The sequence below is a fragment of the Arenicella xantha genome (assembly GCF_003315245.1).
Classification (GTDB): Bacteria; Pseudomonadota; Gammaproteobacteria; order Arenicellales; family Arenicellaceae; genus Arenicella; species Arenicella xantha.
The window spans coordinates 240899-265450 of record NZ_QNRT01000005.1 but is presented as its reverse complement, the minus strand read 5'-3'; the positions used below and the strand labels follow the sequence as shown (position 1 = coordinate 265450).

The 24552-nt window shown below is 48.2% G+C and carries 19 protein-coding genes and 1 pseudogene; 9 read left to right on the top strand and 11 right to left on the bottom strand.

Translation table 11 applies throughout. From position 1 onward, the window contains the following. The first annotated feature begins 157 nt into the window (after positions 1–157). The 5 genes from trpB (at position 158) to DFR28_RS19745 (ending at position 4310) form a co-directional block, all read left to right on the top strand. Positions 158–1411, top strand: a complete 1254-nt coding sequence (gene trpB / locus DFR28_RS16500) for a tryptophan synthase subunit beta (RefSeq protein WP_113955487.1) — start codon at positions 158–160, stop codon at positions 1409–1411. Then, entirely contained in the window at positions 1398–2195 is a 798-nt protein-coding gene (trpA, locus tag DFR28_RS16495) for a tryptophan synthase subunit alpha (RefSeq protein ID WP_113955486.1), read from the top strand. Before trpB ends, trpA begins: the two co-directional genes overlap by 14 nt. A gap of 4 nt (positions 2196–2199) precedes the next feature. Further along, positions 2200–2871 carry a fumarylacetoacetate hydrolase family protein gene (locus DFR28_RS16490; protein ID WP_113955485.1) on the top strand — a complete coding sequence of 224 codons (672 nt, stop codon included), beginning with the start codon at positions 2200–2202 and terminating at the stop codon, positions 2869–2871. Positions 2872–3166: 295 nt separating this feature from the next. After that, positions 3167–4141, top strand: a complete 975-nt coding sequence (locus DFR28_RS16485) for an OmpA family protein (protein ID WP_147251039.1) — start codon at positions 3167–3169, stop codon at positions 4139–4141. Positions 4142–4163: 22 nt separating this feature from the next. After that, the gene (locus tag DFR28_RS19745; protein WP_170132149.1) at positions 4164–4310 is read left to right on the top strand and encodes a hypothetical protein; all 147 of its coding nucleotides are present in this window, start codon (positions 4164–4166) and stop codon (positions 4308–4310) included. Positions 4311–4971: 661 nt separating this feature from the next. Here the strand turns inward: DFR28_RS19745 and galE are convergent. Further along, entirely contained in the window at positions 4972–5985 is a 1014-nt protein-coding gene (galE, locus tag DFR28_RS16480; protein WP_113955483.1) for a UDP-glucose 4-epimerase GalE, read from the bottom strand. 357 nt (positions 5986–6342) lie between these two features. Here galE and DFR28_RS16475 point away from each other — a divergent pair, with 357 nt between their 5' ends. Continuing rightward, the gene (locus DFR28_RS16475) at positions 6343–7848 is read left to right on the top strand and encodes a hypothetical protein (RefSeq protein ID WP_113955482.1); all 1506 of its coding nucleotides are present in this window, start codon (positions 6343–6345) and stop codon (positions 7846–7848) included. A 15-nt stretch (positions 7849–7863) separates the two neighbouring features. Next, positions 7864–9078 (top strand): metallophosphoesterase family protein, encoded by a 1215-nt coding sequence (locus DFR28_RS16470; protein WP_113955481.1) that lies wholly within the window; start codon positions 7864–7866, stop codon positions 9076–9078. 112 nt (positions 9079–9190) lie between these two features. Here DFR28_RS16470 and rho read toward each other — a convergent pair whose 3' ends face one another. Together rho and trxA are read right to left on the bottom strand one after the other, a co-directional pair. Next, positions 9191–10453 (bottom strand): transcription termination factor Rho, encoded by a 1263-nt coding sequence (gene rho, locus DFR28_RS16465; RefSeq protein WP_113955480.1) that lies wholly within the window; start codon positions 10451–10453, stop codon positions 9191–9193. A gap of 490 nt (positions 10454–10943) precedes the next feature. Beyond that, complete coding sequence (gene trxA, locus DFR28_RS16460; protein WP_113955479.1) at positions 10944–11270, bottom strand: thioredoxin TrxA; 327 nt, start codon at positions 11268–11270, stop codon at positions 10944–10946. A 427-nt stretch (positions 11271–11697) separates the two neighbouring features. On the opposite strand from trxA, the pseudogene rhlB reads away from it, so the two are divergent. Both rhlB and DFR28_RS16450 read left to right on the top strand, forming a co-directional pair. Continuing rightward, a pseudogene (gene rhlB / locus DFR28_RS16455) lies at positions 11698–13005 on the top strand (ATP-dependent RNA helicase RhlB); the annotation flags it as partial. Positions 13006–13253: 248 nt separating this feature from the next. Beyond that, positions 13254–14405: a patatin-like phospholipase family protein gene (locus DFR28_RS16450; RefSeq protein ID WP_113955477.1), complete on the top strand. Its 1152-nt coding sequence runs from the start codon at positions 13254–13256 to the stop codon at positions 14403–14405. A 25-nt stretch (positions 14406–14430) separates the two neighbouring features. Here DFR28_RS16450 and DFR28_RS16445 read toward each other — a convergent pair whose 3' ends face one another. The 8 genes from DFR28_RS16445 to DFR28_RS16410 all read right to left on the bottom strand — a co-directional run bounded on the left by DFR28_RS16445 (position 14431) and on the right by DFR28_RS16410 (position 24302). Then, a complete protein-coding gene (locus DFR28_RS16445) occupies positions 14431–15090 on the bottom strand; it encodes a DUF1294 domain-containing protein (RefSeq protein ID WP_113955476.1) in 660 nt (219 codons plus the stop codon). Between the two features lie 37 nt (positions 15091–15127). Then, positions 15128–15820 carry a lipopolysaccharide kinase InaA family protein gene (locus DFR28_RS16440; protein WP_113955475.1) on the bottom strand — a complete coding sequence of 231 codons (693 nt, stop codon included), beginning with the start codon at positions 15818–15820 and terminating at the stop codon, positions 15128–15130. 5 nt (positions 15821–15825) lie between these two features. Continuing rightward, positions 15826–17919: a lipopolysaccharide core heptose(I) kinase RfaP gene (gene rfaP / locus DFR28_RS16435; protein WP_113955474.1), complete on the bottom strand. Its 2094-nt coding sequence runs from the start codon at positions 17917–17919 to the stop codon at positions 15826–15828. A gap of 52 nt (positions 17920–17971) precedes the next feature. After that, entirely contained in the window at positions 17972–18991 is a 1020-nt protein-coding gene (gene waaC, locus DFR28_RS16430; protein ID WP_113955473.1) for a lipopolysaccharide heptosyltransferase I, read from the bottom strand. Then, positions 18991–20013, bottom strand: a complete 1023-nt coding sequence (gene waaF / locus DFR28_RS16425; protein WP_113955472.1) for a lipopolysaccharide heptosyltransferase II — start codon at positions 20011–20013, stop codon at positions 18991–18993. Before waaF ends, waaC begins: the two co-directional genes overlap by 1 nt. Positions 20014–20043: 30 nt before the next feature. Further along, complete coding sequence (locus DFR28_RS16420; protein WP_113955471.1) at positions 20044–20967, bottom strand: branched-chain amino acid transaminase; 924 nt, start codon at positions 20965–20967, stop codon at positions 20044–20046. A gap of 219 nt (positions 20968–21186) precedes the next feature. Beyond that, positions 21187–21870 carry a Fe2+-dependent dioxygenase gene (locus tag DFR28_RS16415; RefSeq protein WP_113955470.1) on the bottom strand — a complete coding sequence of 228 codons (684 nt, stop codon included), beginning with the start codon at positions 21868–21870 and terminating at the stop codon, positions 21187–21189. Between the two features lie 95 nt (positions 21871–21965). After that, complete coding sequence (locus DFR28_RS16410) at positions 21966–24302, bottom strand: TonB-dependent receptor (RefSeq protein ID WP_113955469.1); 2337 nt, start codon at positions 24300–24302, stop codon at positions 21966–21968. Between the last annotated feature and the right edge of the window lie 250 nt (positions 24303–24552).

The window sequence follows — 24552 nt, the reverse complement described above, 5'->3', positions numbered from 1 at the left end:
GTGAATTTCTAACCAGTGCGATAATATTAGCGCTCTAACCAACCTAATTAGGCTTGGCAAATTGAATTATACAATGCGCGGCGAACACTAGTGTTTAACTGGTTTCACCGTACGCTGGATGATACGATACCTGCCTACCTACCAGTCACTCATTAGCATGGATTTATTTAATTTCAGCGCGGGCCGCGAAGGCTACTACGGCGAGTATGGCGGCACGTTCTTGCCAGAAATACTGCATAGCACAATCGAAGAACTCAAAATTGAGTTTCGTAAAGCCAAAGATGACCCAACGTTCTGGCAAGAATTCATCGAGCTAATGCAGTCCTACTCTGGTCGGCCCACTCCGGTAACCCACTTAGCCAATCTTTCGAACCAGCTCGGTGGTGCACAGATCTACGTAAAGCGCGAAGACCTGAATCATACCGGTTCGCACAAAATCAATAACGTGATGGGCCAAGGATTGCTAGTAAAACGGATGGGGAAAACCCGTGTGATAGCCGAGACCGGCGCCGGACAGCATGGCTATGCGACCGCAACTATGGCGGCCCGCTTTGGCTTCAAGAGCAAGATATATATGGGCGCAGTAGATGTCGCTCGCCAGCGGCCCAATGTGTTCTGGATGGAAAACATGGGGTCCGAGGTGGTTGCGGTCACGGATGGGCAACAAACACTTAAAGATGCCATCAACGAATGCTTGCGTGACTGGGTCACCAATATGGACGATACCCATTATGTGCTTGGCACTGCATGCGGCCCGCATCCGTTCCCAGAGATGGTCAGCTGGTTTCAATCGATCATTGGTCGAGAAGCCCGCGAGCAAATCATTCAAGCGGCTGGCAAACTTCCCGACCGAATCTTCGCCTGTGTTGGTGGCGGCTCTAACGCGATCGGATTATTTCAAGGCTTTATGGATGACCAAGATACGCAATTAATCGGCTGTGAAGCTGGCGGCTTTGGCCCAGGCAAAGGTAATCACGCAGCACGCCTAGCCTATAAAGATGCAACAGTCGGCGTAGCACAAGGCATGAAGACCTATTTCTTACAAAACGACGATGGCAATATGTTGCACACGCATTCTGTGGCTGCCGGCCTCGACTACATTGGGGTCAACCCAGTCTTGGTGCATCTGTGGGAACAAAATAGAGTGCGCTTCGAAGCCGTTACCGACGCCCAAGTCACCGAGGCCTTAAAGCTGACGATGCGCACCGAGGGCCTGATTCCAGCCTTAGAAAGCTCACACGGATTTGCTCAGGCCATTCTCGAAGCGGAACAAATGGCCAAAGACGAGGTAATCCTAATCAATATGTCTGGTCGCGGCGACAAAGACATTTTCACCATTGCTGATGCCCTAGGCGACGAGCACTGGAAATCATTTATTAGACAAAAATCCGACGAATATGGACCTGAATAATTATTTATTAGAGCGCAAGTCAGCGCTGGCTAACAGTGATCGTCCAGCGATGATCATGACACACGTCGTGTGTGGCTACCCATCGTTCGAAGACAACTGGAAAGCATTAGAAGTCATGCAGTCGTTCGGAGTGGACTTAGTTGAACTACAGTTTCCGTTTTCCGAACCATCGGCAGATGGCCCACTGTTTGTTAAAGCCAATCAAGAGGCAATTCTCAACGGAGTACACGTTGACGATTGCTTTGAATTCATGCAAAAGGTAACCGCCCACTTTTCATTTAAAGTGGTGATGATGGGGTACTACAACACAGTATTCAAAACTGGCCAGCAGCAATTTTTAGAACGCCTAAAAGCAGCTGGCGCGGTTGGCTTTATCTTGCCTGATTTACCCGTCGACGAGGCTGGCGAACTGCATAGCATCGCCAAACAATTAGGCTTAGCTCCAATTCTGCTCATGACACCGACCAATAGCGACGCACGCCTTGATGAACTGGCGCAAAGCGCAGACGGGTTTATTTACACAGTCGCACGCAAAGGCGTAACAGGCTCCAATACCGACATGAATCACTCTGTTTCTGATTTCATTGATCGTTGCCGCCAATTCACCACGCTACCGCTCGCAGTTGGCTTTGGCGTAAGCACCGCAGCGGACGTGGAATTTATTGGCGCTCATGCTGATATTGCGGTAATCGGCACTGCCGCATTGAAAGCCTGGGAACACGGTGGTGAGGCATCTCTAACGGCCTTTTTCAAACAATTACTACCCGCACAAGTCGACGTATAAGCCAATGAGCACTTACTCCCACAAATGGAAAGAAGGAACTGCCTGCGGCTTACCCAACGGCAAAGTAGTCTGTATCGGTAAAAACTACGCAGACCACATCAAAGAAATGAACTCGTCAACGCCTAGCCAGCCAGTGTTGTTTATCAAGCCGAGCACTGCATTGTGTGATGCCGGTGAAACCATCGCAGTGAGTCATTTAACACACTTGGGCAGCCTCCATCACGAGCTTGAAATAGCATTATTGATTGGCACACAAGTAACCAGCCAGACGCCCGACCCAATGAACGCGATTGTCGGCATCGGCCTCGGTATAGACCTGACATTACGCGATCTCCAATCCTCACTCAAACAAGCAGGTTTACCGTGGGAGCGTGCCAAAGCATTTGATGGCAGCTGCGCTTTATCCGCTTTTGTTCGCCCAGACCCGTCGCTTGCTTATGACGATTTGACCTTAGAACTGCAGCTCAACGGAAAGCAGCAACAGTTTAGCAATAGCGCGCTAATGCTGTCGCCGATCCCAGCTCTATTAGAAGAGATTGCCAATGTCTTCACATTGGAACCAGGCGACGTAGTGCTAACCGGCACTCCCGCGGGGGTTGGTCCACTCAGCGCTGGCGATCGACTAACCGGCAGTTTGAATGGCAGCGTGTTTTTCGAGAAAACTTTGGTCAAGTAGATCCAAGCGCTGACTCAATTTCGGTTCAATCTAAAACACCGATTCAGTACGGCTCGACTGCCACTCATCTTAGACTTGCAACACTGCGCGTTTTCACGGCATTTCAGCGCTAGAATTTTAATCCTGCGTTTGCGATACTGCATAGTCCTAACTGAGTTCGAAACCATCAAGCCTTAAACGTTGAGTTACTGAACGCAGCACTTTTTTAGTCGTCAATATTCGCGAGGAGGAACGTATCAATTACCGCTCTTTGTTTTATCCGACAGGCATTTGGGCAGTCATCGGTGTACCACTCGTGCTCCTCGTATTGGTTGCTGGCGTTGAATGGCGGGACATCGAAACCGATATCGCAAACCGAGCCAACACTCGACTGGCATCGGAAGGACTAAATTGGGCGCATGTCGAAACCTACAGTCGCGGACGAAATGTTTTATTGACTGGCGAACCAAACAATCAGACCGAGGTCGACCGCGCCACACAAATCATCAAGTCAGTTCGAGGCGTAGAGTCGCTCACGTTGAGTGCTGAAGTAAGCGTTGCCAAGGCCGCACCCGATTTGCGACTCACCTTCTCAGACCAAGGTGTCGAACTGCGCGGCACCTTAGCCAGCCAAACCGAAATTAAACACGCGATAGCGACAGCTAAGGAGCTCTTTCCATCAAGAAAAATCAGCTCAGAGCTACTGAGTTCGGAACACGTCGGGCAATTAGTGAAGCTCAAAGACCTGCTGGCCGCACTGGCTGACTACTCAAACAAACTTGACCACGTCACCATCGAGTTAGCCGATTCAAAATTACTTATGCGTGGGCACGTCGATGACCAACCCAGCAAAAACACCCTGTTTGCCACACTCAAAACGGCGTTTAACGGCCCAGTGGCGAACCAACTTACCGTGGTGACACCAAGGGACTTTTGCCAAGAACTCATAAACACACTCTCTGAAGAACAAAATATCGGATTCAATAGCGGTAGCACCGTCATTGAGGAATCGAGTTTCGAACTGCTAAAAACACTCAGCCGCAAAGTTGAGCGTTGCCAAAACGCTAAGCTTCAAGTCGTCGGACATACTGATTCCAAGGGCAATTTGGAAACTAATATGTTGCTGAGCAAAGATCGCGCACAAGCAGTCATTGATTTCTTAGTCGAGCAAGGCCTGGATGTCGCACGCTTCTCAGCGGTCGGAGCCGGCCCCAACGAACCGATAAGCGACAACACCAGCGAAGCCGGTCGTGCTAAGAATCGTCGCATCGAACTACGTTTAGTTAACTAGCGAAGAAAACGAGGAAAACCTTATGGAATATCTATTCTTTCAAATATGGCTTTGGCTTTTACTTGCCTTTTTACTTGGCTGGGTATCGCATTGGTTTTTCAATAGTCGAGCAGAGAATTCTGACTCAGACCCTATACAAAACAACACTATCCCGCATGATGACAGTTAAGACGCTACTAGCGCTATTTTGCCTAGAGCGTTCTACTCAAATCATCAATGTGAACGAATAACAAAGCTCAGTTTCGAGGAATAACCAGCCACTAATAGTGCATATCAACAATATGCATAAAAAACTGTAATCCCAATTGGTTTTTTTCACTTTAACGCTTGATTCCAATTCCCTCTCTCAGTTAGACTAAAGTCTGAACATTGAGGTTGCGCAGTAACCGCGGCCCCTACCCAACCCAAAACCCAACCGCGGTTTCTACGCGACTTCTTTGTTCAATTTTTTCATCTCTCAATTATATTCTTGAGCATTATTGTCGCCTCGACGAACCCTTGTCATCGCTTATTCTTAAAGTAATAATTGGGAATTAAATCATCATAAACAGTATCTTATGATGATTTATTTGCTTAACCAGAATCAAGTTTAATTCTGTATTAAAGAGTTTTAAGGACATGCGCATTATGGCCTTTCTCACCACTCTTTGAATTACCCTACACCCTACGTTTTATTGTAAACGCCAGACCAGTCTGGCGTTTATTTTTTTGTTCAGACTAAAGTCTGATATCGGCATATCAATCCACACGCAATTGGCTGTGGCAAATTCACCCTGAAACGCTAACAGCAATCACAGTAAAACGAGCATACAGCCTCGCTCGCAATAACTCTAAACATAGCCTGCTGGATTTTCTGACTGCCAACGCCAATGATCACGCATCATCGCAGCCAAATCGTGTCGGGCCTCCCAAGCTAATTGCGTCTTACTTAGGCTCGGGTCAGCAAAGCAAGTTGCCACATCGCCCGCTCTACGCGACTCCATTCGATACGGAATAGCAACGCCACTAGCAATTTCAAACGCCGCAATCATTTCCAGCACAGAATACCCAATTCCGGTACCAACATTATGGATATGGCAACCGGGCTCATGCTTAATAAAGGCAAGCGCTTTAATATGAGCTTCGACCAAGTCAAGCACATGAATATAATCCCTAACGCCAGTCCCGTCACGCGTGTCATAGTCGTCACCGAATACCGAAACAAACTCGCGGCGACCCACACCAACCTGCGCGATATAGGGCAATAGATTGTTCGGCGGCCCGTTCGGGTCCTCGCCAATCAGGCCACTCGGATGCGCTGCAACCGGATTAAAATACCGAAGTAGCGACACACTCCATTCAGGGCTAGCCACACACAAATCTCCGAGAAACTCTTCAATCATACGCTTACTACGCGCGTAGGGATTGGTGGGCTGCAACGGTGCGGTTTCAGGTATCGGCACAGCGACTGGGTCACCGTAGACCGATGCCGAAGAACTGAACACCAGGCGATGACACGCATGCTTAGCCATCACGTGAAACAGGCTTAGCGCGCCTTCCAGATTGCACTGATAGTACCGCAGCGGTTGCTCGACTGACTCGCCCACCGCTTTCAGACCGGCAAAATGAATAACAGCATCAATATTATGTCGCTTAAACAATTGATCGAGCTGCGCACCATCACGCAGATCAAACTGATAGAAAATCGGTCGCTGCCCAGTTATTTGCTCAATGCGATCAATCACCACAACCTTACTGTTCGAAAGATTGTCGACAATAATCGGCTGAAAACCGGCCTCATACAAAGCAACTACGGTATGACTTCCGATATAGCCTGCACCGCCTGTCACAAGAATTTGTTTCATAAATCCATCTACCTTTGATACCAAAACCACATACTGGATACTGGTTGTAAATTGCCGTTCTATGATACTATTTATTGCTGATCGCGGCGACTGTATAGGTCGGTCATGACCTAAGCCAAAAACACAATCTTCGACGAGCCCAAATTGCTCAAAAATCGATTTTTGAGCGCTATTTAAGAGTTGGCAAGCGCCAATTCAATACAATAACTATTAAATAAATTTCGGTGAGACAAACCTTCAATGCACACGCTAAGCCAAGAAGCACCCGTCAATCACCAAGCCGCCAGCCGAACTCGCGGTTAGCCGTATTTTGCGTTACCAGCCGCCCCGCACTCACCACCGCTAAATAGTAAATAAATGTATCAGCTATATCGCGACCGACCGCTTTTAGTGCTCTTCATGGTGCTAGCAAATATTGCGCTGTCAGCGTGGTGCGTGTATCTAGATCCAGTAATCAACAATGATGGCATTACCTATTTAGCGATTGCCAAATTAATGCTGAACGGTGAATGGTCGCATGCTTTCGACTATTACAGCTGGCCTTACTATTCCGCGTTTATTGCCGGCTTGGCCAAGACATTCCACCTAGGTATCGAATCCGCAGCATACTTACTCAATACCCTACTAATCACCTCACTCACGCTAGCGTTTGTTTGTATTGTTGGCGAACTGTCACACAACAACCGTCGCGTGATTATCATTGCTATGGTGGTGATTCTATTCTTCCCCAGCATTACCAAATACCGTTCTTTTATAATTCGAGACTTCGGCTATTTAAGCTGCTATTTGTGGTCTCTCTTCTTCATTTTTCGATTTTGCAGCACACTCAATAAAGGTCACTTAATTGGCTGGCTGGCATTTGCCGGCCTGAGTTGCCTATTCCGGTTTGAAGGCATCGCTTTCCTATTAATCGCGCCTTATTTTTTACTACTATTCAGCACAGAGCGTGTACCGCACCGTCGCGTATTACTTTGGGTCTTGTCAGTTGTTATTGTGTCGCTCTGCGGCGTTTTAATGACTTGGTACGTCAATGACAAATACGCTGCAATGATCGAAGTAGCTCAGAATTCAGGCAAAGATATTCACAACGTATTGGATCTCTTTCTAGCCAACACCAAGAATCAACTCGGGGGCGAACAGCTGACCCTGGCCAACTACGCTGGCGTGTTTGCAGCAAATGTCGGCATAGTTGGCTATGAATTAGTGCGCCGTATGGCCGTGTTCTTTTTCATATTCGCGGTGTATGCATATTGGAAAAACATTGGTTTCAACAACCGCTTTGTGAAGCGCATTTGGATTGTCTATGTTGCTACTAATTTTCTCGTACTAGTTTGTTTCAGCGTCTACAACAACTTCTTAGTCAGCCGCTACACCATGGCGACCGCACTGACTCTACTGATTCTAGCCCCATTCGTAATTGACCGGCTCATTGGCTCATTTAGTACCACATCACTAGCAAAGCGCGCTGCCGTCGTGCTGGTATTAGGGCTGCTTGCCGCGGTGTCGCTGGAAGGCCTAAACGTTTCCACCAAGAAAATTCATATTAAGGAAGCAGCCGCCTGGCTTAAAACTGAATTTCCTAACGACGATAGCTACTTTAGCAATGATCGCCTAATGGTCTATTACGCCAAAGACGATGTCATGGCCAACATGATGACCAATTACAGCAACGTCCATCTACGCGCCCTAATGGACTCAAATCAACTGCGCCAATATAAGTACGTAGCCTTGTCGGTTAACCCTAAAAGCAAGCTCGAAGACGACTTCCGACAAACGCTAGCCTATCAATACGGTAGGCCTATTAAGATATTTAAAGGCGTTGAGGGCCGCGCGGTCTATATCTTCAAAACTTCACGTGACTGACCATAGAATGTGATCATGGAAAAAACTCGACGAAACTTTTTGCTTGGCATCATGGCCGTAGGCGGTGGCTTTATGGGGTACAGCGTCTATCGCGGGATCCGCCTGCCGACATTACACTGGGATCCACAAGAGCCAAGCACCAGCTTTGACTTCTCTGACCAGATCACCGCGCAGGGCAACAATTTTATTCAGACTAAAGCACAAAGTAGCACCGACGTAAGACTGCGTGCTTATGCACCAGAGCCGACGCTCACTATTCAGCCTAGCACTAATCAGAAAATCAGCCTCGAAGTTAACAATATCGCTTTCGAAGCCACGCTCAGCAGCAACGATCCGAGCCGCATACTGACTGAAGCCGTTAGCAAAATAACGCGTGTCCTTGAACTCGATTTGATCGCTAATGAACCACTGACTTTGGCCTGGCAAATGCCTAACATCGACACATATCGGTTTGCCTGCATTGGCGACACTGGCGGCGGCCAAGAACTCGCTTGGTGCTTAGATCGCGCTAAACAACTTGATGCGCTATTCCTCCTGCATTTAGGCGACTTCAATTACCAAGCAGGCGACTACCAAAGCTCGATAGATCAATTCAGCAATAGTGAAATTCCAATTTACGTGAGCATTGGCAATCATGACTTCCACGAAGATGGTGCTATTTACGACACCTTCACTCGTGAAATCGGCCCACTCAATCATGCCTTTACGCTGGGCAATACCCGCTTTGTCAATATCGACACCGCCGCAAATTTTCTACCGTATGGTTCAGGTGCGCGCGGAAAAACGTTTGAGCGGCTAAAGAATTCAGCGACAGTCGAGAACACTATCGCCTATACACATTGCCCGTTATATGACCCAGACCCCGAACGTCATCATGACATGGGTAGCGAAGGTGAAAAGCAGTGGCTAATCGAGCAACTCAAAGAGTTAAATATCGACACGCTGTTGAGCGGTCATATCCATATTTACGATCAACGAAATATTGATGGCATCGACAATATAATCGTCGGCCAAGGACTCGGGCACCAAGACCTGATAACCAACAGCGACTATTCCAAAATCGCCGTCGGCGACGTAGATGCAAGTGGTCGGGTTACGATCTCAATCGAGCCATTATCCATGCCAATGGAGATGCATTGTCATCCGCGATCCAATCCAGTTAAGCAAAGCTTAAGCGATCCAGCACATCAGTCGATGCTACAAATGGTCGAACAAGCCTGCGATACCTAGAAGCCTAACGCGGAACACCACCCGATCAAGCCAGCTCGCTAAATCATTCACCGAACTGGCTGCCGCTAGCGCTCTCCAAGCAGGATAACGCTAGCCGAGAATAAATCGCGTTCTAGCGCTTCATTGACCCAAAGAACTCCGAATTTGCTTTAGTCGCTTTAAGCTTATCTAGCAAAAATTCGATTGCTTCAATTTCATTCATTGGATGCAATAGCTTACGCAAAATCCACACTTTTTGAAGCTCTTCTGGGTCCATCAACAGCTCTTCTCGACGCGTCGATGAACGGTTAACAATGATTGAAGGGTAGACACGCTTTTCAGCAATCTTACGATCCAAATGCACTTCCATATTGCCTGTGCCTTTAAACTCTTCGTAAATAACTTCGTCCATTTTGGAACCAGTTTCGATCAGCGCAGTCGCAAGAATAGTTAAACTTCCACCTTCTTCGATATTTCGCGCGGCACCGAAAAAACGCTTCGGCCGTTGTAGGGCGTTAGCATCTACACCACCAGTCAAGACCTTACCCGAAGCGGGAGCAACGGTATTGTAAGCGCGCGCCAGACGAGTAATTGAGTCGAGTAAAATGACTACATCTTTCTTATGCTCAACTAAACGTTTGGCTTTCTCGATTACCATTTCAGCGACTTGCACGTGGCGCGCTGCTGGTTCATCAAAAGTTGAAGAAATCACTTCACCGCGCACAGAGCGCTGCATTTCTGTCACTTCCTCTGGCCGCTCATCGATCAACAACACCATGAGCTCGACATCAGGATTATTGGTCGTAATCGCTTGTGCAATTTGCTGCAACATTACCGTCTTACCGCTTTTCGGAGACGATACGATTAAGCCACGCTGACCCTTGCCAAGCGGTGCAATTAAGTCGATAACACGCCCGGTCAAATCTTCTGACGTACCATTTTCCTGCTCAAGCTTCATGCGCTTATTCGGATGCAATGGGGTCAGGTTTTCAAACAAGATTTTATTACGCGCTTCTTCTGGCGTTGAACCATTAATAGTTTCAACTTTTAGTAACGCAAAATAACGCTCGGAGTCTTTTGGCGGTCGAACTAAGCCAGCCACTGTGTCACCGGTGCGCAAATTGAAGCGCCGGATCTGACTCGGGCTCACATAGATGTCATCGGGACCAGCCAGGTATGAACTGTCCGCTGAACGCAAGAAGCCGAAGCCATCTTGCAAGATTTCGACCACACCTTCACCTTCTATATCTTCGCCTTTTTTAGCTAAGGATTTAAGGATAGTGAAAATTTGGTCTTGTTTACGCATACGGCCAAGGCCGTCAAGCTCCATGGAGCGACCAATTTCGGTGAGTTCGGTTGCGGTTTTTTTCTTTAGATCGGTTAAGGATGCTGACATGATGAGGAAAAATTGCTTAGGTTAACACTGGTGTGGTGCATTGTGAGGGCACTTGAAACGGAATAGACACGAGTGGTGGTTGGTTGTGGTCGATGGTTTAGTTAATGGCTAATCCAGACGAAATTTAGTTAATTGAACGTAACTTACGAAGCCGCCGAATCAAACATTAGTGTTCGGCAATTGCCGGTCTACAAATGTAAGCACTGACGAATCTCTGCAACGCCTACTCAGTACCACAAGAGTGACGTGTTCGACGGCGAGTTTATAATGGAATTCTTTTTCGGGAATAGGATCCGACGGTCGCGAATCTCCTTTACTTCGACTGAGACGATATCATGCCATTGACTACCGTGTCCAGCGCTAGAAATTTGGTTGTGGATCCAGCAGCAAGCTAACTATAAAACTCGCCCTGAATAACGCTCTACAACATGTATCTAGCATGATCGCACACTGACCAAATCCCAATGGACCAGTGTGCACTCAGCGCGTGTTAGATATTTTCGTCGATAAATGCAGTCAGTTGAGATTTTGACATCGCACCAACTTTGGTCGCCGCCACATCACCTTCCTTAAAAAGCATCAAGGTAGGAATGCCACGAATACCAAATTTTGGTGGCGTATTTGGATTGCTATCAATATCGAGCTTAGCCACGGTCAACTTGCCGCCGTACTCAGCTGCCACTTCTTCTAGAATCGGCGCAAGCATTTTGCAGGGACCGCACCACTCTGCCCAATAGTCAACCAAGACTGGCTTATCAGCTTGTAATACATCCGATTCGAAGCTCGCATCGGTGATTTCTACAGTATTTTGAGACATATGTAATTCGCCTGTTTGTTTAAATTTAAAAAAGAAAGCTCTGATTTAACCTAAAATCATTGCTAATCAGCCACGTAACTCGACCTCAGCCCTTAGTTCCCTAGCCTATCATTAGCAAATAATGGCGGGAAATACGTTGAAATCAATTATTTTCGGCTAGCATTAACGATTCATGATTAAATCAGAGCTTCCTTGAGGTATAGTGTGCGGATTATTTTGTATATTGCAAGTACAAAAACTTCCGAATTCGCCTCCGCGCGGTTTCCTGTCGAAAACACAGTGAATCCAAGCTCTTGAACTATTCTGATGCAGGCACCACACATGGTTGTGAATGACTGACAGCGGAAAACACTGAGAAATTCGGCCACGATACACATAACGATCGCGCTTCTGCGACGATCTCAGGCAAGAATACAACCTGACAACTATGACTGATACACACTTAAGCGACACTCGATTTACTGAGCTCGCCATTCACCCTGATGTCCAGAAAGGAATTGATTCCACTGGCTTTGAATTTTGCACGCCGATTCAGGCGATGACACTACCGCTGGCATTACAGGGCAAGGACATTAGCGGACAAGCGCAGACGGGCACCGGCAAAACCGCCGCGTTCCTAATCGCTTGCTTGCACAAACTACTGACTTCAGAACGCAAAGAGACCAAGAAGAAAAATCCAATTCGGGCGCTCATTGTGGCTCCCACGCGCGAACTAGCTATTCAAATTCTTGAAGATGGCAAGCCACTGGTGAAGTTTACCGACCTGAAACTCGGCATTGCCTACGGCGGCACTGATTACGATAAGCAACGCACACACATCGAAGCCGGTGTCGATGTATTGATTGGTACACCAGGGCGAATTATCGACTATTTTAAACAAGGCGTATTTTCGATGGATGCCTTGGAAGTCATTATCCTTGACGAAGCAGATCGCATGTTCGATTTAGGCTTTATTGCCGACATTCGATACTTATTCCGCGCCATGCCGCCACCGGAAGAACGCCTTAACATGCTATTTTCCGCCACCTTGTCGCACCGAGTTGCTGAATTGGCTTATGAGCACATGAGCGAACCTGAAGTGGTCAAGATTGAATCGGAAATGACCGCCGACCGTATCGAAGAAATCGCTTACATGCCATCTAATGAGGAAAAAATCCCGCTATTGATGGGCATTATCGCGCGTGCCGCAAATGACAAAGGCCTGGTATTTATTAATACCAAGCACATGGCGGAAAAAATCGAAGCCTGGCTCAATGCCAATGACATTAAATGCGCACTGCTGTCTGGCGATGTACCTCAAAAGAAGCGTGAGAAATTACTGAATAACTTTAAGGAAGGCGAGTGCAATATATTAATCGCTACCGATGTAGCGGCACGCGGCTTACATATTCCTGACGTCAACTTTGTTGTTAACTTCGACTTACCGACAGACGCCGAAGACTATGTCCACCGCATCGGGCGTACTGCTCGCGCAGGTGCCAGCGGCACTGCGATTAGTCTAATCTGTGAAACCTATGCGATGAACATAGTAGACATTGAGGAATACATCGAACACGCGATCCCGGTTGAACGCGACATTGCCGACCTGATGTTCAAAGATGCGATAAAACCAGACCTGTCGAAATTGCGATCGAATCGCAAGCGCGATGATCGCAAAGGCGGCGCCAATAAAGGTGGACAAGGCCGAGGCGCAAAGAAAGACAGCAGCGCGCGTCCGAGCAAACCGCATTCAAACCGAAGCGAAACGTCGGAAGAGCGAGTACGTCGAGAGAAGGGCAACCCGAACCGAGTGCCAAAAGAAGCGCGCAAGACCACCGAAGTAGCTGAGCCGACGCAAACCCCAGAGGAACGCGAGGCTGCTAAATTAGTCGCTTTGGAAAAACGTAAAAGCGAACCACAAAAAACCCCGCGCATTCCACTTCGCGGCCGCCGTGGGAATGAAATCCCTGCGATTGGCTAGTTAATTTAGGTAAATCAAAGGTTATGGTGGCAAGCTCAGAACCGACCACCGAGGTCAAAAAAAGCCGCTCAGCATTACTTCTGGGCGGCGGTGGCGCGCGTGCCGCTTATCAAGTTGGAGTACTCAAGGCAATTGCCGAGCTAGTACCCGAGGGCGCCCCCAATCCGTTCCCAATAATCTGTGGCACATCAGCCGGCTCTATCAATACGGTTGCGCTGGCCTCGAATGCCGAGGACTTTCATCACGGTGTCGATCAGATCATATCAGTTTGGTCAAACTTCGAGTTAAACCAAGTCTTTTATGCTGATGGAAAGAGCTTATTTAAACGAATTGCACAATGGGCTTGGTCAAATTTGGGCCCCGGAACCTGGCATAAAGGCCCTAGCTCAATACTCGACAACCAACCGCTACGCGAACTGCTCAATAAATACATTAGTTTTGAACGGATCGACAATGCGATTGAAAGTGGCCATTTGCACGGATACGCGCTAACGGCCTGTAGCTACACCTCCGGTGAATCCACCACTTTCTATGATGGTGTACCTGAGATAAGCAATTGGCTAAGAAATCACCGAGAAGGCCAGCGAGAAAAGATGAATATCGAGCACTTAATGGCATCGTCAGCGATTCCAGTGCTATTTCCATCGGTCAAACTCGGCGACGAGCACTTCGGCGACGGCTCGATGCGACAAATTTCTCCGATTAGCCCAGCGTTGCATTTAGGCGCCGAGAAAATATTGATTATCGGTTTGCGCACCAAGGCCATCTCAAATGAGTTCGAACCGCCACTATATCGCCCTACTTTGGGTCAAATATCCGGCTACGTACTCGATACCTTATTCTTAAATAGCTTGCAGTCAGATATAGAACGAATGGAGCGCATGAATCGCACGCTAATTGATGGCACTGCGTCGAATGGCGATTCACTCAAGGTAATCGAACACCTTGTGATCAGTCCCTCGCTCGACATCGCCAATATTGCGATGAACCACTTCCTTGAACTGCCTAAGAGCTTTCGCATCGCGCTACGTTTCCTAGGTATGGCGAAGGCAAACAGTCGCAGACTGATTAGCTACCTCATGTTTACTAAAACATTCTGCCAAGAGTTAATAGAACTAGGCTACAACGATGCCATGGCGCAACGCGACGAAATTATCGAGTTTCTAGAAAAATAGCGTGCTGTTTGCGGCACGCTATTGATCAAAATAGCACGCGACTCAGCTGCGTAATGAGTTGCTTAACGACTGCATTTCCTGAGGCCGTCAGTATCCAAACAACGGCGCCAACATTGACTAAAACCGTCAGCCAAAATACCCACTGAAATGATTTCTTGCTAGATTTGTGACGAATTATCTTTTGCGCAAGCAATGCCCCAGGCCATCCACCTAATAGGGAAAGCACATGCAAACTGCGCTCTGTGGTCCGCCAATGACCTTGCTCTGCCGCACGCTTATCCGACCAATAGAATAGCAGCGAAATAACACTCAACAGCACAATCCAAAGCAGCACTGGGGTCGGCAAACGACCAAGCAAATTTGCACCAATAACAGCGGTGAAATAGCCCAAAACCAACCAAATCCATACACCATACTTGAACGAGCCCGATGTTGGCTTAGCTGTGCGCTTAGATTTTTTTGAAGTAACCTCGGTGCGATTCGCGTATTGGATTTTCTTGGCACATACTCGGCCTTGACGATCTTTACCAAGTCGATACTTCACCACATCACCTATCGCGGGGGAGACTGGTTTATGCGTGAATGAACTGATATGCGCAAACACCTGAGTGCCGCCGCCTGCGGCTTGAATAAACCCATATCCCTTATCGGCATTCCAACGAATGATCATCCCAGTATCATGCATACTTCAAGCTCAACTATATCGCTACTACTAAAATTACCTAAAACTTATTGAAGAGCGAACTCAGCATTGGCGAATCTTGCCAATTCTTTAGAAATCGTCGTCGATCTTTACGGTGACTGCGGTGCCAGCCAAATAGCGTCCAGTGCTGCTTGGCCGCGTCCAAATCAATAAAATACAAAGCATTGTTCGACCAAATCAAATTACTCGCCTTCAAATCACCGTGCGAGATTTTGGCTGAACGCATCCGCTGGAAGGCATCATCTAGCGCTTGCTTCACCTTTGCTTGATTGGCTTCATCCATTTGCGGAAGCGCAGTCAGCAACTCCGAACCGTCGAGCAGTTCACTCGCAAAGTAGGCATTGCCACGAAATGGGCCAAAGCGATGTTCACACATCATGATCGGTCGAGCCACATTTAAACCAGCCTGTTGAAACGCATAGCTCATATTCCAACAACGTCGGGCTCGCGAGCGACGGAGTGCACGCTTCACTTTATGCCAAGCATTACGTGGGTTATACCGCTTTAGTATCAGCCAATCATCACGCACAGGCACTCGCATCACTGTCGTGGTTCGATCATGCTTTAAAGCATCAGCCGTATCCGCGAGCAGTCTCTCAAGTGCCGCAATGTCGGTAGGAAAGTTCGCCGCGTCGGATTGACTCACATAAACACGTGAAAACCAATCGACCGATCGCAACACCGTTTGCTCGGCCCATGCCTGATCGTTCATCAAGCTTACTTACCGACAACCGAACGAGGCTGGTCAGCTGTTTTTGTAGAAGTTGTTTCATCAGGTAGCGAATCCAACAGGCGCTCTTTTGCTTTTTGTCGCAACACCTTCTCCATCACCAAGGCCTTACGCTTCTCGGACTCATACAGCTTATTGCCACGACTTACTACCTTGCGCCAAAACCCCGTCTCAGTGCGCAATATTTCGCGCAGAGGCTTACCTCGATACAGCTTCATAAACCGCAACAAGTCACGCTTAGTCAAACCAATATCCTTGCTGGAGTAATACAAGCCAGCAATATCCTTAACCGCCCAACGTTCAGGCGTTTTACGACGCATTTGAATACGATGCAAGTCAATTAAATACAGCTTACTCTCAGGCGAGACCATGTCATCCGCCTGAAAATGCGCATCCAACAAAAAATGACATAAGTAGAAATCACGGTGATTAGCCCCGTTCTCATGGATCACGCGCGCAGTCTCAACCACCTTATTAAGAATCCAGCGCTTGAGTCGTATTTGCTTGAGGGTCCGAGGCGGATTGGACTTCCAATCGGCACAAAAATCTTCCAAACTGGTTTCGGTTGGTAACGCTTCAGTGACAATAAACGAATGCTTGGTTGCCGGATTACGACCGCGTATACCGTAGGCCGCGACCGTCATGGTGTCGATCTCCAAATCTTTTAAGCGATGCACGCCATGCCATTCATTCAACGCGCCAACCACCGGTGCTCGCAGATAAGTAATATTCTTGATGATCTCTCCCCAGCCAACACCAGTGTGCATCTTCAAGAAATAGTCTTTGTCGCCGCGGGTAAAACGAAGCGTACGTCGACCTAACGCTTCTCGGTAGACCTTACCATCGATATTCATCATCTGGTAAAACGAGTCCTCACCTTTAAGCGCCTGACGTAACTCATTCGTGATATACAACGACTCGTCCCGCTTTTGACGCTCATGACTCGGCAGGTACAAGCGCTGCTGAGCGCACGTCTGCTCGATAAAGTCGACCGCGCGCTGAGGCATCACGTACAAACTCGGGTTCTGACCGTATTTCAACCCATTTTGTCGCCATTCTTCCTTACGTTCCGACAACAACATCTTCTGTAACTTATCGTTTAACTCATCCTGTGAGAAACGTTTACGCAGCACGTAGCCAGCATTCGCGGTCTTTATATGCGGGGCATACCCACATACCGGTGTAGCAAGCACAGGCAGACCAGAAACAATTGCTTCTAGCAAGACACCACCGGTGGTTTCAGCATAAGCTGGATGCAATAGCATATCGCCGGCTTTCATTAACGCTGGTACGTCTTTACGGCCACCTAAAAAGTGAATATGGTCAGCCACATCAAGACGTTTAGCGGAACGCTGGAACGAATCGATCTTGTCTTGCCCAACCACAAATAATTTAGTTTTAGCAAGTAAGTCTTCCGGCAGTGCTGCCAGCGCAATAATAGCGCGGTCAAGACCCTTGGTGGCAAAGCCGGAGCCGATCAGCAACACCAAGTTTTCGTCTTGTTTAATACCCAGCGAGGTACGCAAAGATTGACGGTCAGGCAAGTCCGCCAGGTTCGCCCAACGCTCTTTCTCAAGGGTTGGCGGCAAGCACAAGAAGCGGGAATCCTGAGTCAGATAATACTGCTGGTAAATCAGCTTCTCACGATTCGACAACGACAATATATTAGTCTTAGACGACGCATCAAACACACCGCGCTCGAAACTGGAAAAATACAGAAAACGCGGCGTAAATCGATAAAAAAATGAGTGCCTTAAAAAGGATCGCCCGACATAGCAATAATCACCGCAGTAATAGATATCCATACCGGGGATTTTGTTGAAACCAACCACCACATCAAACTCGTACTCGGCAAGTAAGCGTTTAAGCTTACGGTGGAAGGTGTGCGCGCGCGTGTGATTGGTCAAGCCAAAATGCTTAATGATCACGACTTCTAGACCGTCGGGAACATCGCCCTCCCAGCTGCCAGTAAACACTGTCGCTTTGTGACCACGCTGGGTACACTCATTAGCGATACGCAGCATATCCAGAGAAAGCCCAGAGTATGGGAAGTGTTTATATAGGCAAAACGCGAAGTGCATAGTGTTTTTCAATAGTCTGTTAGACGAATTATACGCTTAATTATTAAGCAGATTAGACAATTTGCTGATAGAGGGCCTGCCACAACCGGTCAGCATCCAGTTGCTGGTAGCAAGGAGGAGTCAGTACCTGAGCAGTTAGTTTGGGGCAGGTTTTTAATAAACAAGGAGAGCAAGGGTAACTACTTTGCAATTGAACTTGATGCTGACCGCGTGTACCCGTTAGATTTGCATCAGTGGCGCCATAAGCCGATACACATGGAACCCCCAACGCTGCGGCGAGATGACCTAAGCCAGTGTCGACCGCGATCGCACCACTCGCGGTACGCAATACCTGTGCCAGCTCGGTTAAATTCGATTTTTCTAACACGGTAACGTTCGATTTACCTTTGGCGATCCATTCTGCCCGTTGGCGCTCAACTTCATTGCCCCAAGCAAGCTGCACTTGGTAACCGTCATCGGCCGCAAGATCCGCCAGCTCTCGCCACACAGCATCAGGTAGATGCTTGGTCGACCACGTGGTGCCATGCAGCAGCATCACTGATTGCCGCGGTGCAGCAGGCGGACTCCCAAGCTCAAGTTGATAATCGAGATGAGCAGACTTAACGGTGTACCCGAACACGCCAGCAAATAACGCTCGCAAGCGATCAATCGCGTGCTGCTCACGCTTCACTGCAATGCGTTTTTGATACAACTTAGCGGCCGGCGATTCCTTGATAGAATCACCGCTAAAACCCGCTCGCACACCGCCTTTAGCAAGCTTGGCAAAGCGCGCAAATACGGCACTCTTCATTAAGCCTTGAGCGTCAATAACGACATCGTAGTGTTGCCCACGCAAGACACGCCAAAACGACAAAAACTCACGCACCGAAGCTAAATTAAATTTGCGCCAACGACGCGTTGCTACCGGAATAACTCGATCCACGGCTGCATGCCATCGTGGAATTTCGGAAAAACTGTCTTCGATCATCCAGTCGACCGTCACATCAGCGTGATGCGATTGCAAATCAGTCAACGCCGGCAGCAAATGCAAGGCATCTCCCATCGACGTGAGCTTAACTACCAGAACGCGCATTATACCGCCGCACTGAGCTTTATCACATGCTCAGGAGATAGTTGCACTAAACAATTTAAATGCTGCAATGGACACTCGCGCTTAAAACAAGGGCTGCAATCCAAACCGAGGCGTGCCACCACATGGTTAGCGCTGAGCGGTGGAGTATGCCCTGGGTCAGTTGAGCCATAAATCGCCACTAACGGCCTCTGCAACGCCGCCGCTATATGCATCAAGCCCGAATCATTACTCACAACCAATGATGCCAATGACATCAAATCTACGGCCTGAGGCAAGGTAGTCTTGCCGGCTAACACTTCACATTGATTCTCATTCGCGAGCGATATCTGCTGGCACGTCGGCAGGTCCTTATCAGAGCCCATTAACCATACCTGCCAACCTTCACCTAAATAGTGTCTGGCCAAGCTAGCATAATGCTCTGCGGGCCATTGCTTAGAGGGCCCAAACTCAGCGCCTGGGCATAAAACCAAGATCCGCTTGTCACGATGCAAGGCATTCGCTTTTAAGACCTGCGCTACCGATTCAGCATCGACTTCGAGTAATGGGGCCGGCACCTCAGAAATCGGCCGAACCGGATCGTCTTTGGCCAGCCCAAGCGCGATAAAGCGTTGCACGGTCATAGGCCAGCGCTGCTTATCTAAACGTCGAATATCATTCAGCAAGCCCCAACGTTGCTCGCCCAACCAACCGGTTCGTACAGGAATTCTAGCAACCGCAGGCACAATCGCCGACTTGAGGGAATTGGGCAGCAGAATAGCATGCGTGTAGCCTTTACTGCGTAACGCTTTACCGAGACAAAAGCGTTCCGCCAAACTTAGCTTACCGTGATTAAAGTTCGCCGCCACCAACTCACTAACTTGCGGCATACGGTCGACGATAGCCGCCGTCCATGCCGGTGCCAACACATCAATATGCGCATGTGGCTCACGCTGCTTAATATCAATAAACAGACTCTGAGCCATTACCATATCACCGACCCACGATGGGCCGATGATCAGATACTTTTTAATCGAATCGGACATGCCGAGAAATCGGCGCGAACACCGAGTTAGTTAAACTACCGTCAGCCAGTCTAAACGATCTGGGTTACGGCCATTAACCACATCAAAATAACGACGTTGAATATCGGTTGTCACGGGGCCACGCTTACCGTCGCCAATGATTCGATCGTCTAATGAGTTAATCGGTGTCACTTCAGCCGCCGTGCCAGTGAAAAAGGCTTCATCGGCAGTGTAGACCTCGTCGCGCGTAATTTGCTTCTCGACAATTTCCAACCCCATATCTTCTTGCAACAATTGCACAATGGTATCGCGCGTAATGCCTTCCAGTGCTGACGTGAGCGACGGCGTATACACTTTGCCACGTCGCACAATAAAGATATTTTCACCGCTACCTTCAGCCACATAACCCGTAGTGTCGAGCATCAATGCTTCGTCATAACCTGCGTTCTCAGCTTCTTGCAAGGCCATAATAGAGTTAGTGTAATGCCCATTGGTTTTTGACTTCGCCATGGTGCTGTTGACATGATGACGATTGAACGATGAGGTTTTAACTCGAATGCCTTTTTCAAGCGCTTCGTCGCCCAAGTAGGCGCCCCATTCCCAAGCCGCGATGCTCAGGTGAACCTTTAACCCCTTAGCGTGCAAACCCATGGCTTCCGACCCATAAAACGCCATCGGACGCAGATAGGCAGATTTCAAACCATTCTTACGCACAATTTCGCACTGCGCAGCGCTGATCTCGTCGGCTGAAAATGGAATATTCATGCCCATTATCTTGGCTGACTGCAGCAAACGTTCAGTATGACGATTAAGCCGAAAAATCGCTGGACCGCGGTCTGTTGCATAGGCTCGGACACCTTCGAAGACGCCAACCCCGTAATGCAATGTGTGTGTTAACACGTGGACTTTCGCCTCGCGCCAATCTACAAATTCTCCATCCATCCAGATGAAACCATCACGATCATCAAACGACATTGCCTTATCTCCGAAATTTCAGTTTCTGTGCGGAATTACCGCCATAAAAAAGCGCCATAAACAGCGCGTGGTCGGCAATTATAAGGCTTTGCTCAAAATATGACCGTTTTTTTTTACAAAAGTGTCGAAAATCTCGCGACTTATTTAATCCAGCAATAGCCCCGCAGAATCACACTTTTAATCATCAAGATAATTCGACTGACGCCACCTAGTCGCTGCCTACACCTGCGCCCAGCGACGTACCAAGTTGTGGTACACCGCGGTTAAGCGCATCAGCTCGTCTTGATCAACCCGCTGCTCGGCAGTAAGAGCCTGAATCGACTGGTCTAAATCGAATAATATGGCACGCGCGCTCACATCCGGCACCATACTCTGCGCCCACAAGATAGCGCACACACGCTCACCGCGAGTCACTGGCAATACTTGATGCAAGCTGCTCGACGGGTACAACACCATATCACCAGCATTAAGCTTGACCTGCTGACTACCAAATTCGGTTTCGACCACCAACTCACCACCATCATAGTCTTCTGGATTATTCAGAAAAAGCGTGGCCGACACGTCACTACGGAGCACTTCATTGGAGTGTGGCATCGACATGATCGGCGCATCCACATGCACACCATATGACTCTCCACCAGCATAGCGATTGAATCTTGGCGGATGAATTCGATGCGGAATCGCCGCTGATACAAATTGAGGATGGTTACCAAGCCTTTCTAACAGAAAATTGGCTAAGCTAATCGCCAGATCAGAATGATCATCAAGCTGCTGATTATTCTTCTTGCTACCCGCTAAACCGCCAGCGGTTAGTCGTCCATCGTTCCATTCACCACTTTCGAGATGAGCATGCATTTGACTTAGTTCGTCAGCGTTTAGAAATTTATCAATGGTTACTAACATAGCGTTTCAAATATGCGAAAGCCACCAGCACCCGTTTGAAGGGTACTGATGGCGATTAGACACCGCCCAAGGGCAGCAATTAAGTCGAGTGTGATTTAAAAATTGTAAGTCAATGTAGCACGTACACTTTGCGCTTCACCGAGATACATAAACGCACCCGAACGGTAGGCCGCGGTCCAGTACTCTTCATCGGTCACATTGTTGAGACTCAATTTTAGATTAACTTTCTCACTTGGGTAGTAATTCACAAACAAATCTACCACTTGATAAGACGGTACCACGATAGAGTAATCGCCGATCTCTTGATTGAAGCCGGCAGCGGTGTCAGGTTGACCACCATACATTTCACTCTTGTACGTAATTGCGCCGCCAAATGAAAATTGCGTAGTCGCATCATAACGTAGTTGCAGGTACGCGTGATTATCAGCGAAGTTACTTAACGCTAGACCAACCTGCTCTGGGTTAAACGCCTCGAGCACCTCAGAGTCCATAAACGCAGCATTGAACTGAGCGCTTAGCTTTTCGGTAATCGCACCGGTTAACGACAGCTCGATACCTTGCACGCGATTTTTACCAGTATTCAGCGTACCCAGTGTGGAATACGAGTCACCAACGCTTTCCATTACATCATCTTTGGTAATGCTAAACAAAGCCGCGGTGGCTAACAAACGATCGTCGAATAACTCCCATTTGGTGCCGAGCTCAAAGTTAGTCACTTGCTCTGGATCCGATAACCCGACTTGATCGGGATCACCACACAGCCCACCGTAGCCGCAACTGCCGCCTACATCCGACTCACCACCATTGATGTTAGTCGCCGTACTGTATGTCAAATACACGTTCCCGTTATCACCTAAAGCACGCACGATGCCCGCATGACCGTTCCACATACCGTCTGAATAGTCATACTCTGTTTCATTGCCTCGACTGACCACGCGATTGCTGTAATCGAAGTCGTCGTAGCGCACGCCGAAGAAACCAGACCATCGGTCGTTCAACATGACACTGTCCATCACATAGGCTGAGATAGTTTCTACGTTAAAATCAGAATCTTGACTGCCGCGCTCAAAGGTACGCCCAAGCAGACTATTTAAGTTGGTCACATAATTGCCGTTTGCGTCGATTGCACAATAGCCCTCTGAATCACCACCACGCCCGCTAACCACACAGTTAGTGGCGCCGGTATTTTCGGTATTGAATACGCCGTTAGCAACCTGCTCATCTGAATACTCGAAACCGAAAACCAATTTATGCTCGACATCGCCTTGCGCAAGATCCCAAAACAAGTTGGTTTGATTGACCGTGTAATCAACCTCTTGCCAGCCCTGATGAGTACTCAAACTTGCGGTCGCGACACCAGGCGCAACTGGATCCCCTTCTGAACGCGCAGTACCACGCAGACCGGTTACGATATAACCGTTGTCGGTTTTACCAAAGCGAGTGGCATTTTGTAGCCGCAAATTATCGGTAAACTGATAATCCGCTTTAAATGTAAACGCGTCGACTTGCGTCTCAAGAAAATCACTATCTTGTGAATACGCAGCGATATCTGAAACAGGCTTACGTGTTGCCTGATCAAAGTAACTACCTAAGTCAGGAACATCATTGGCTTCCAAATGATAGTAGTCGGCAAGCAGGCTAAACTGATCGGTAACTTGGAACTTTGCTGATAACAATCCACCGATGCGCTCTTTACTTGCTGGGTCGCGATCAGGCACCTCTTCTTCTGCATGCAAAAGGTTTGCGCGCACGGCTACTCGGTCATTAATGACATGATTCGAATCGAGCGTGACACGATGATAACCATCTGACCCCACACCACCTTTAACCATAGAAAAATCTTGCTGCGCATTAGCTTGCTTACTGATGCCATTCACCGCACCACCGCTCGAACCCCTGCCAGCAAAGGTTGAACTCGGGCCTTTGGTAATTTCAATTTGTTCAGTGGCGAAGCTCTCACGAGTCGTCATGCCTGGATCACGCACACCATCAACAAACACATCGCTGCGGGCTTCATGGCCACGAATGATGTATCGATCACCAAATGCGTTCCCATTTTCACCGGTACCCAAAGTAATGCCAGATTGAGCAGCGAGAATTTCCTTAAGATCCGTTTTACCCGAGTCTTCGATTTGGGTCTGAGTAAGAATAGTTAACGTTTGCGGAGTATCTGCTAATGCAGCACCGCGACGCTCATCACCGGAGCGTAAAGCTTTATAAGGGGCTGTTCGCTGTCCGTAAACCTCGATTAACTCAATCGCGTTAGTATCAGACACACTGCTGTCGTCTTGATTTTCTTGCGCAGACACGCTGCCCACACCTGAACCAGCCACACCGATCGCCAGTGCCACGGCACTTTGGGCGAAACTTGAACCTGTGTTCCGCGCTCTCAAACTCAACGGCTTATTCTGCTTACCCGTTTCAATACTCATTGTTTACCTTCTTCACTTAGTTGCTTACGAACCATAAAAAACAGCAAGCGCACAACGCTGCCCACTGGAGAAGTGGAGAAACTAACAGAGTTTTCTACTGATGTAAATGCGAATCATTATCATTAAGATTAAAAACCCCAAATAGAATCGATCTCGCTCAAAATTGCCTGGCAAACCAAGCAATGTAAAACCGTCAATGGCAGTACCTAGTTACAAACAGCTTGAATGAAAAGAGCATGCCGCCGCACAA

Excerpts from the sequence above, each read along its gene's own strand:
- trpB (WP_113955487.1), top strand. The coding sequence starts at position 158 with ATGGATTTATTTAATTTCAGCGCGGGCCGCGAAGGCTACTACGGCGAG.
- trpA (WP_113955486.1), top strand. The coding sequence starts at position 1,398 with ATGGACCTGAATAATTATTTATTAGAGCGCAAGTCAGCGCTGGCTAAC.
- DFR28_RS16490 (WP_113955485.1), top strand. The coding sequence starts at position 2,200 with ATGAGCACTTACTCCCACAAATGGAAAGAAGGAACTGCCTGCGGCTTA.
- DFR28_RS19745 (WP_170132149.1), top strand. The coding sequence starts at position 4,164 with ATGGAATATCTATTCTTTCAAATATGGCTTTGGCTTTTACTTGCCTTT.
- galE (WP_113955483.1), bottom strand. The coding sequence starts at position 5,985 with ATGAAACAAATTCTTGTGACAGGCGGTGCAGGCTATATCGGAAGTCAT.
- DFR28_RS16475 (WP_113955482.1), top strand. The coding sequence starts at position 6,343 with ATGTATCAGCTATATCGCGACCGACCGCTTTTAGTGCTCTTCATGGTG.
- DFR28_RS16470 (WP_113955481.1), top strand. The coding sequence starts at position 7,864 with ATGGAAAAAACTCGACGAAACTTTTTGCTTGGCATCATGGCCGTAGGC.
- rho (WP_113955480.1), bottom strand. The coding sequence starts at position 10,453 with ATGTCAGCATCCTTAACCGATCTAAAGAAAAAAACCGCAACCGAACTC.
- trxA (WP_113955479.1), bottom strand. The coding sequence starts at position 11,270 with ATGTCTCAAAATACTGTAGAAATCACCGATGCGAGCTTCGAATCGGAT.
- DFR28_RS16450 (WP_113955477.1), top strand. The coding sequence starts at position 13,254 with ATGGTGGCAAGCTCAGAACCGACCACCGAGGTCAAAAAAAGCCGCTCA.
- DFR28_RS16445 (WP_113955476.1), bottom strand. The coding sequence starts at position 15,090 with ATGCATGATACTGGGATGATCATTCGTTGGAATGCCGATAAGGGATAT.
- DFR28_RS16440 (WP_113955475.1), bottom strand. The coding sequence starts at position 15,820 with ATGAACGATCAGGCATGGGCCGAGCAAACGGTGTTGCGATCGGTCGAT.
- rfaP (WP_113955474.1), bottom strand. The coding sequence starts at position 17,919 with ATGCACTTCGCGTTTTGCCTATATAAACACTTCCCATACTCTGGGCTT.
- waaC (WP_113955473.1), bottom strand. The coding sequence starts at position 18,991 with ATGCGCGTTCTGGTAGTTAAGCTCACGTCGATGGGAGATGCCTTGCAT.
- waaF (WP_113955472.1), bottom strand. The coding sequence starts at position 20,013 with ATGTCCGATTCGATTAAAAAGTATCTGATCATCGGCCCATCGTGGGTC.
- DFR28_RS16420 (WP_113955471.1), bottom strand. The coding sequence starts at position 20,967 with ATGTCGTTTGATGATCGTGATGGTTTCATCTGGATGGATGGAGAATTT.
- DFR28_RS16415 (WP_113955470.1), bottom strand. The coding sequence starts at position 21,870 with ATGTTAGTAACCATTGATAAATTTCTAAACGCTGACGAACTAAGTCAA.
- DFR28_RS16410 (WP_113955469.1), bottom strand. The coding sequence starts at position 24,302 with ATGAGTATTGAAACGGGTAAGCAGAATAAGCCGTTGAGTTTGAGAGCG.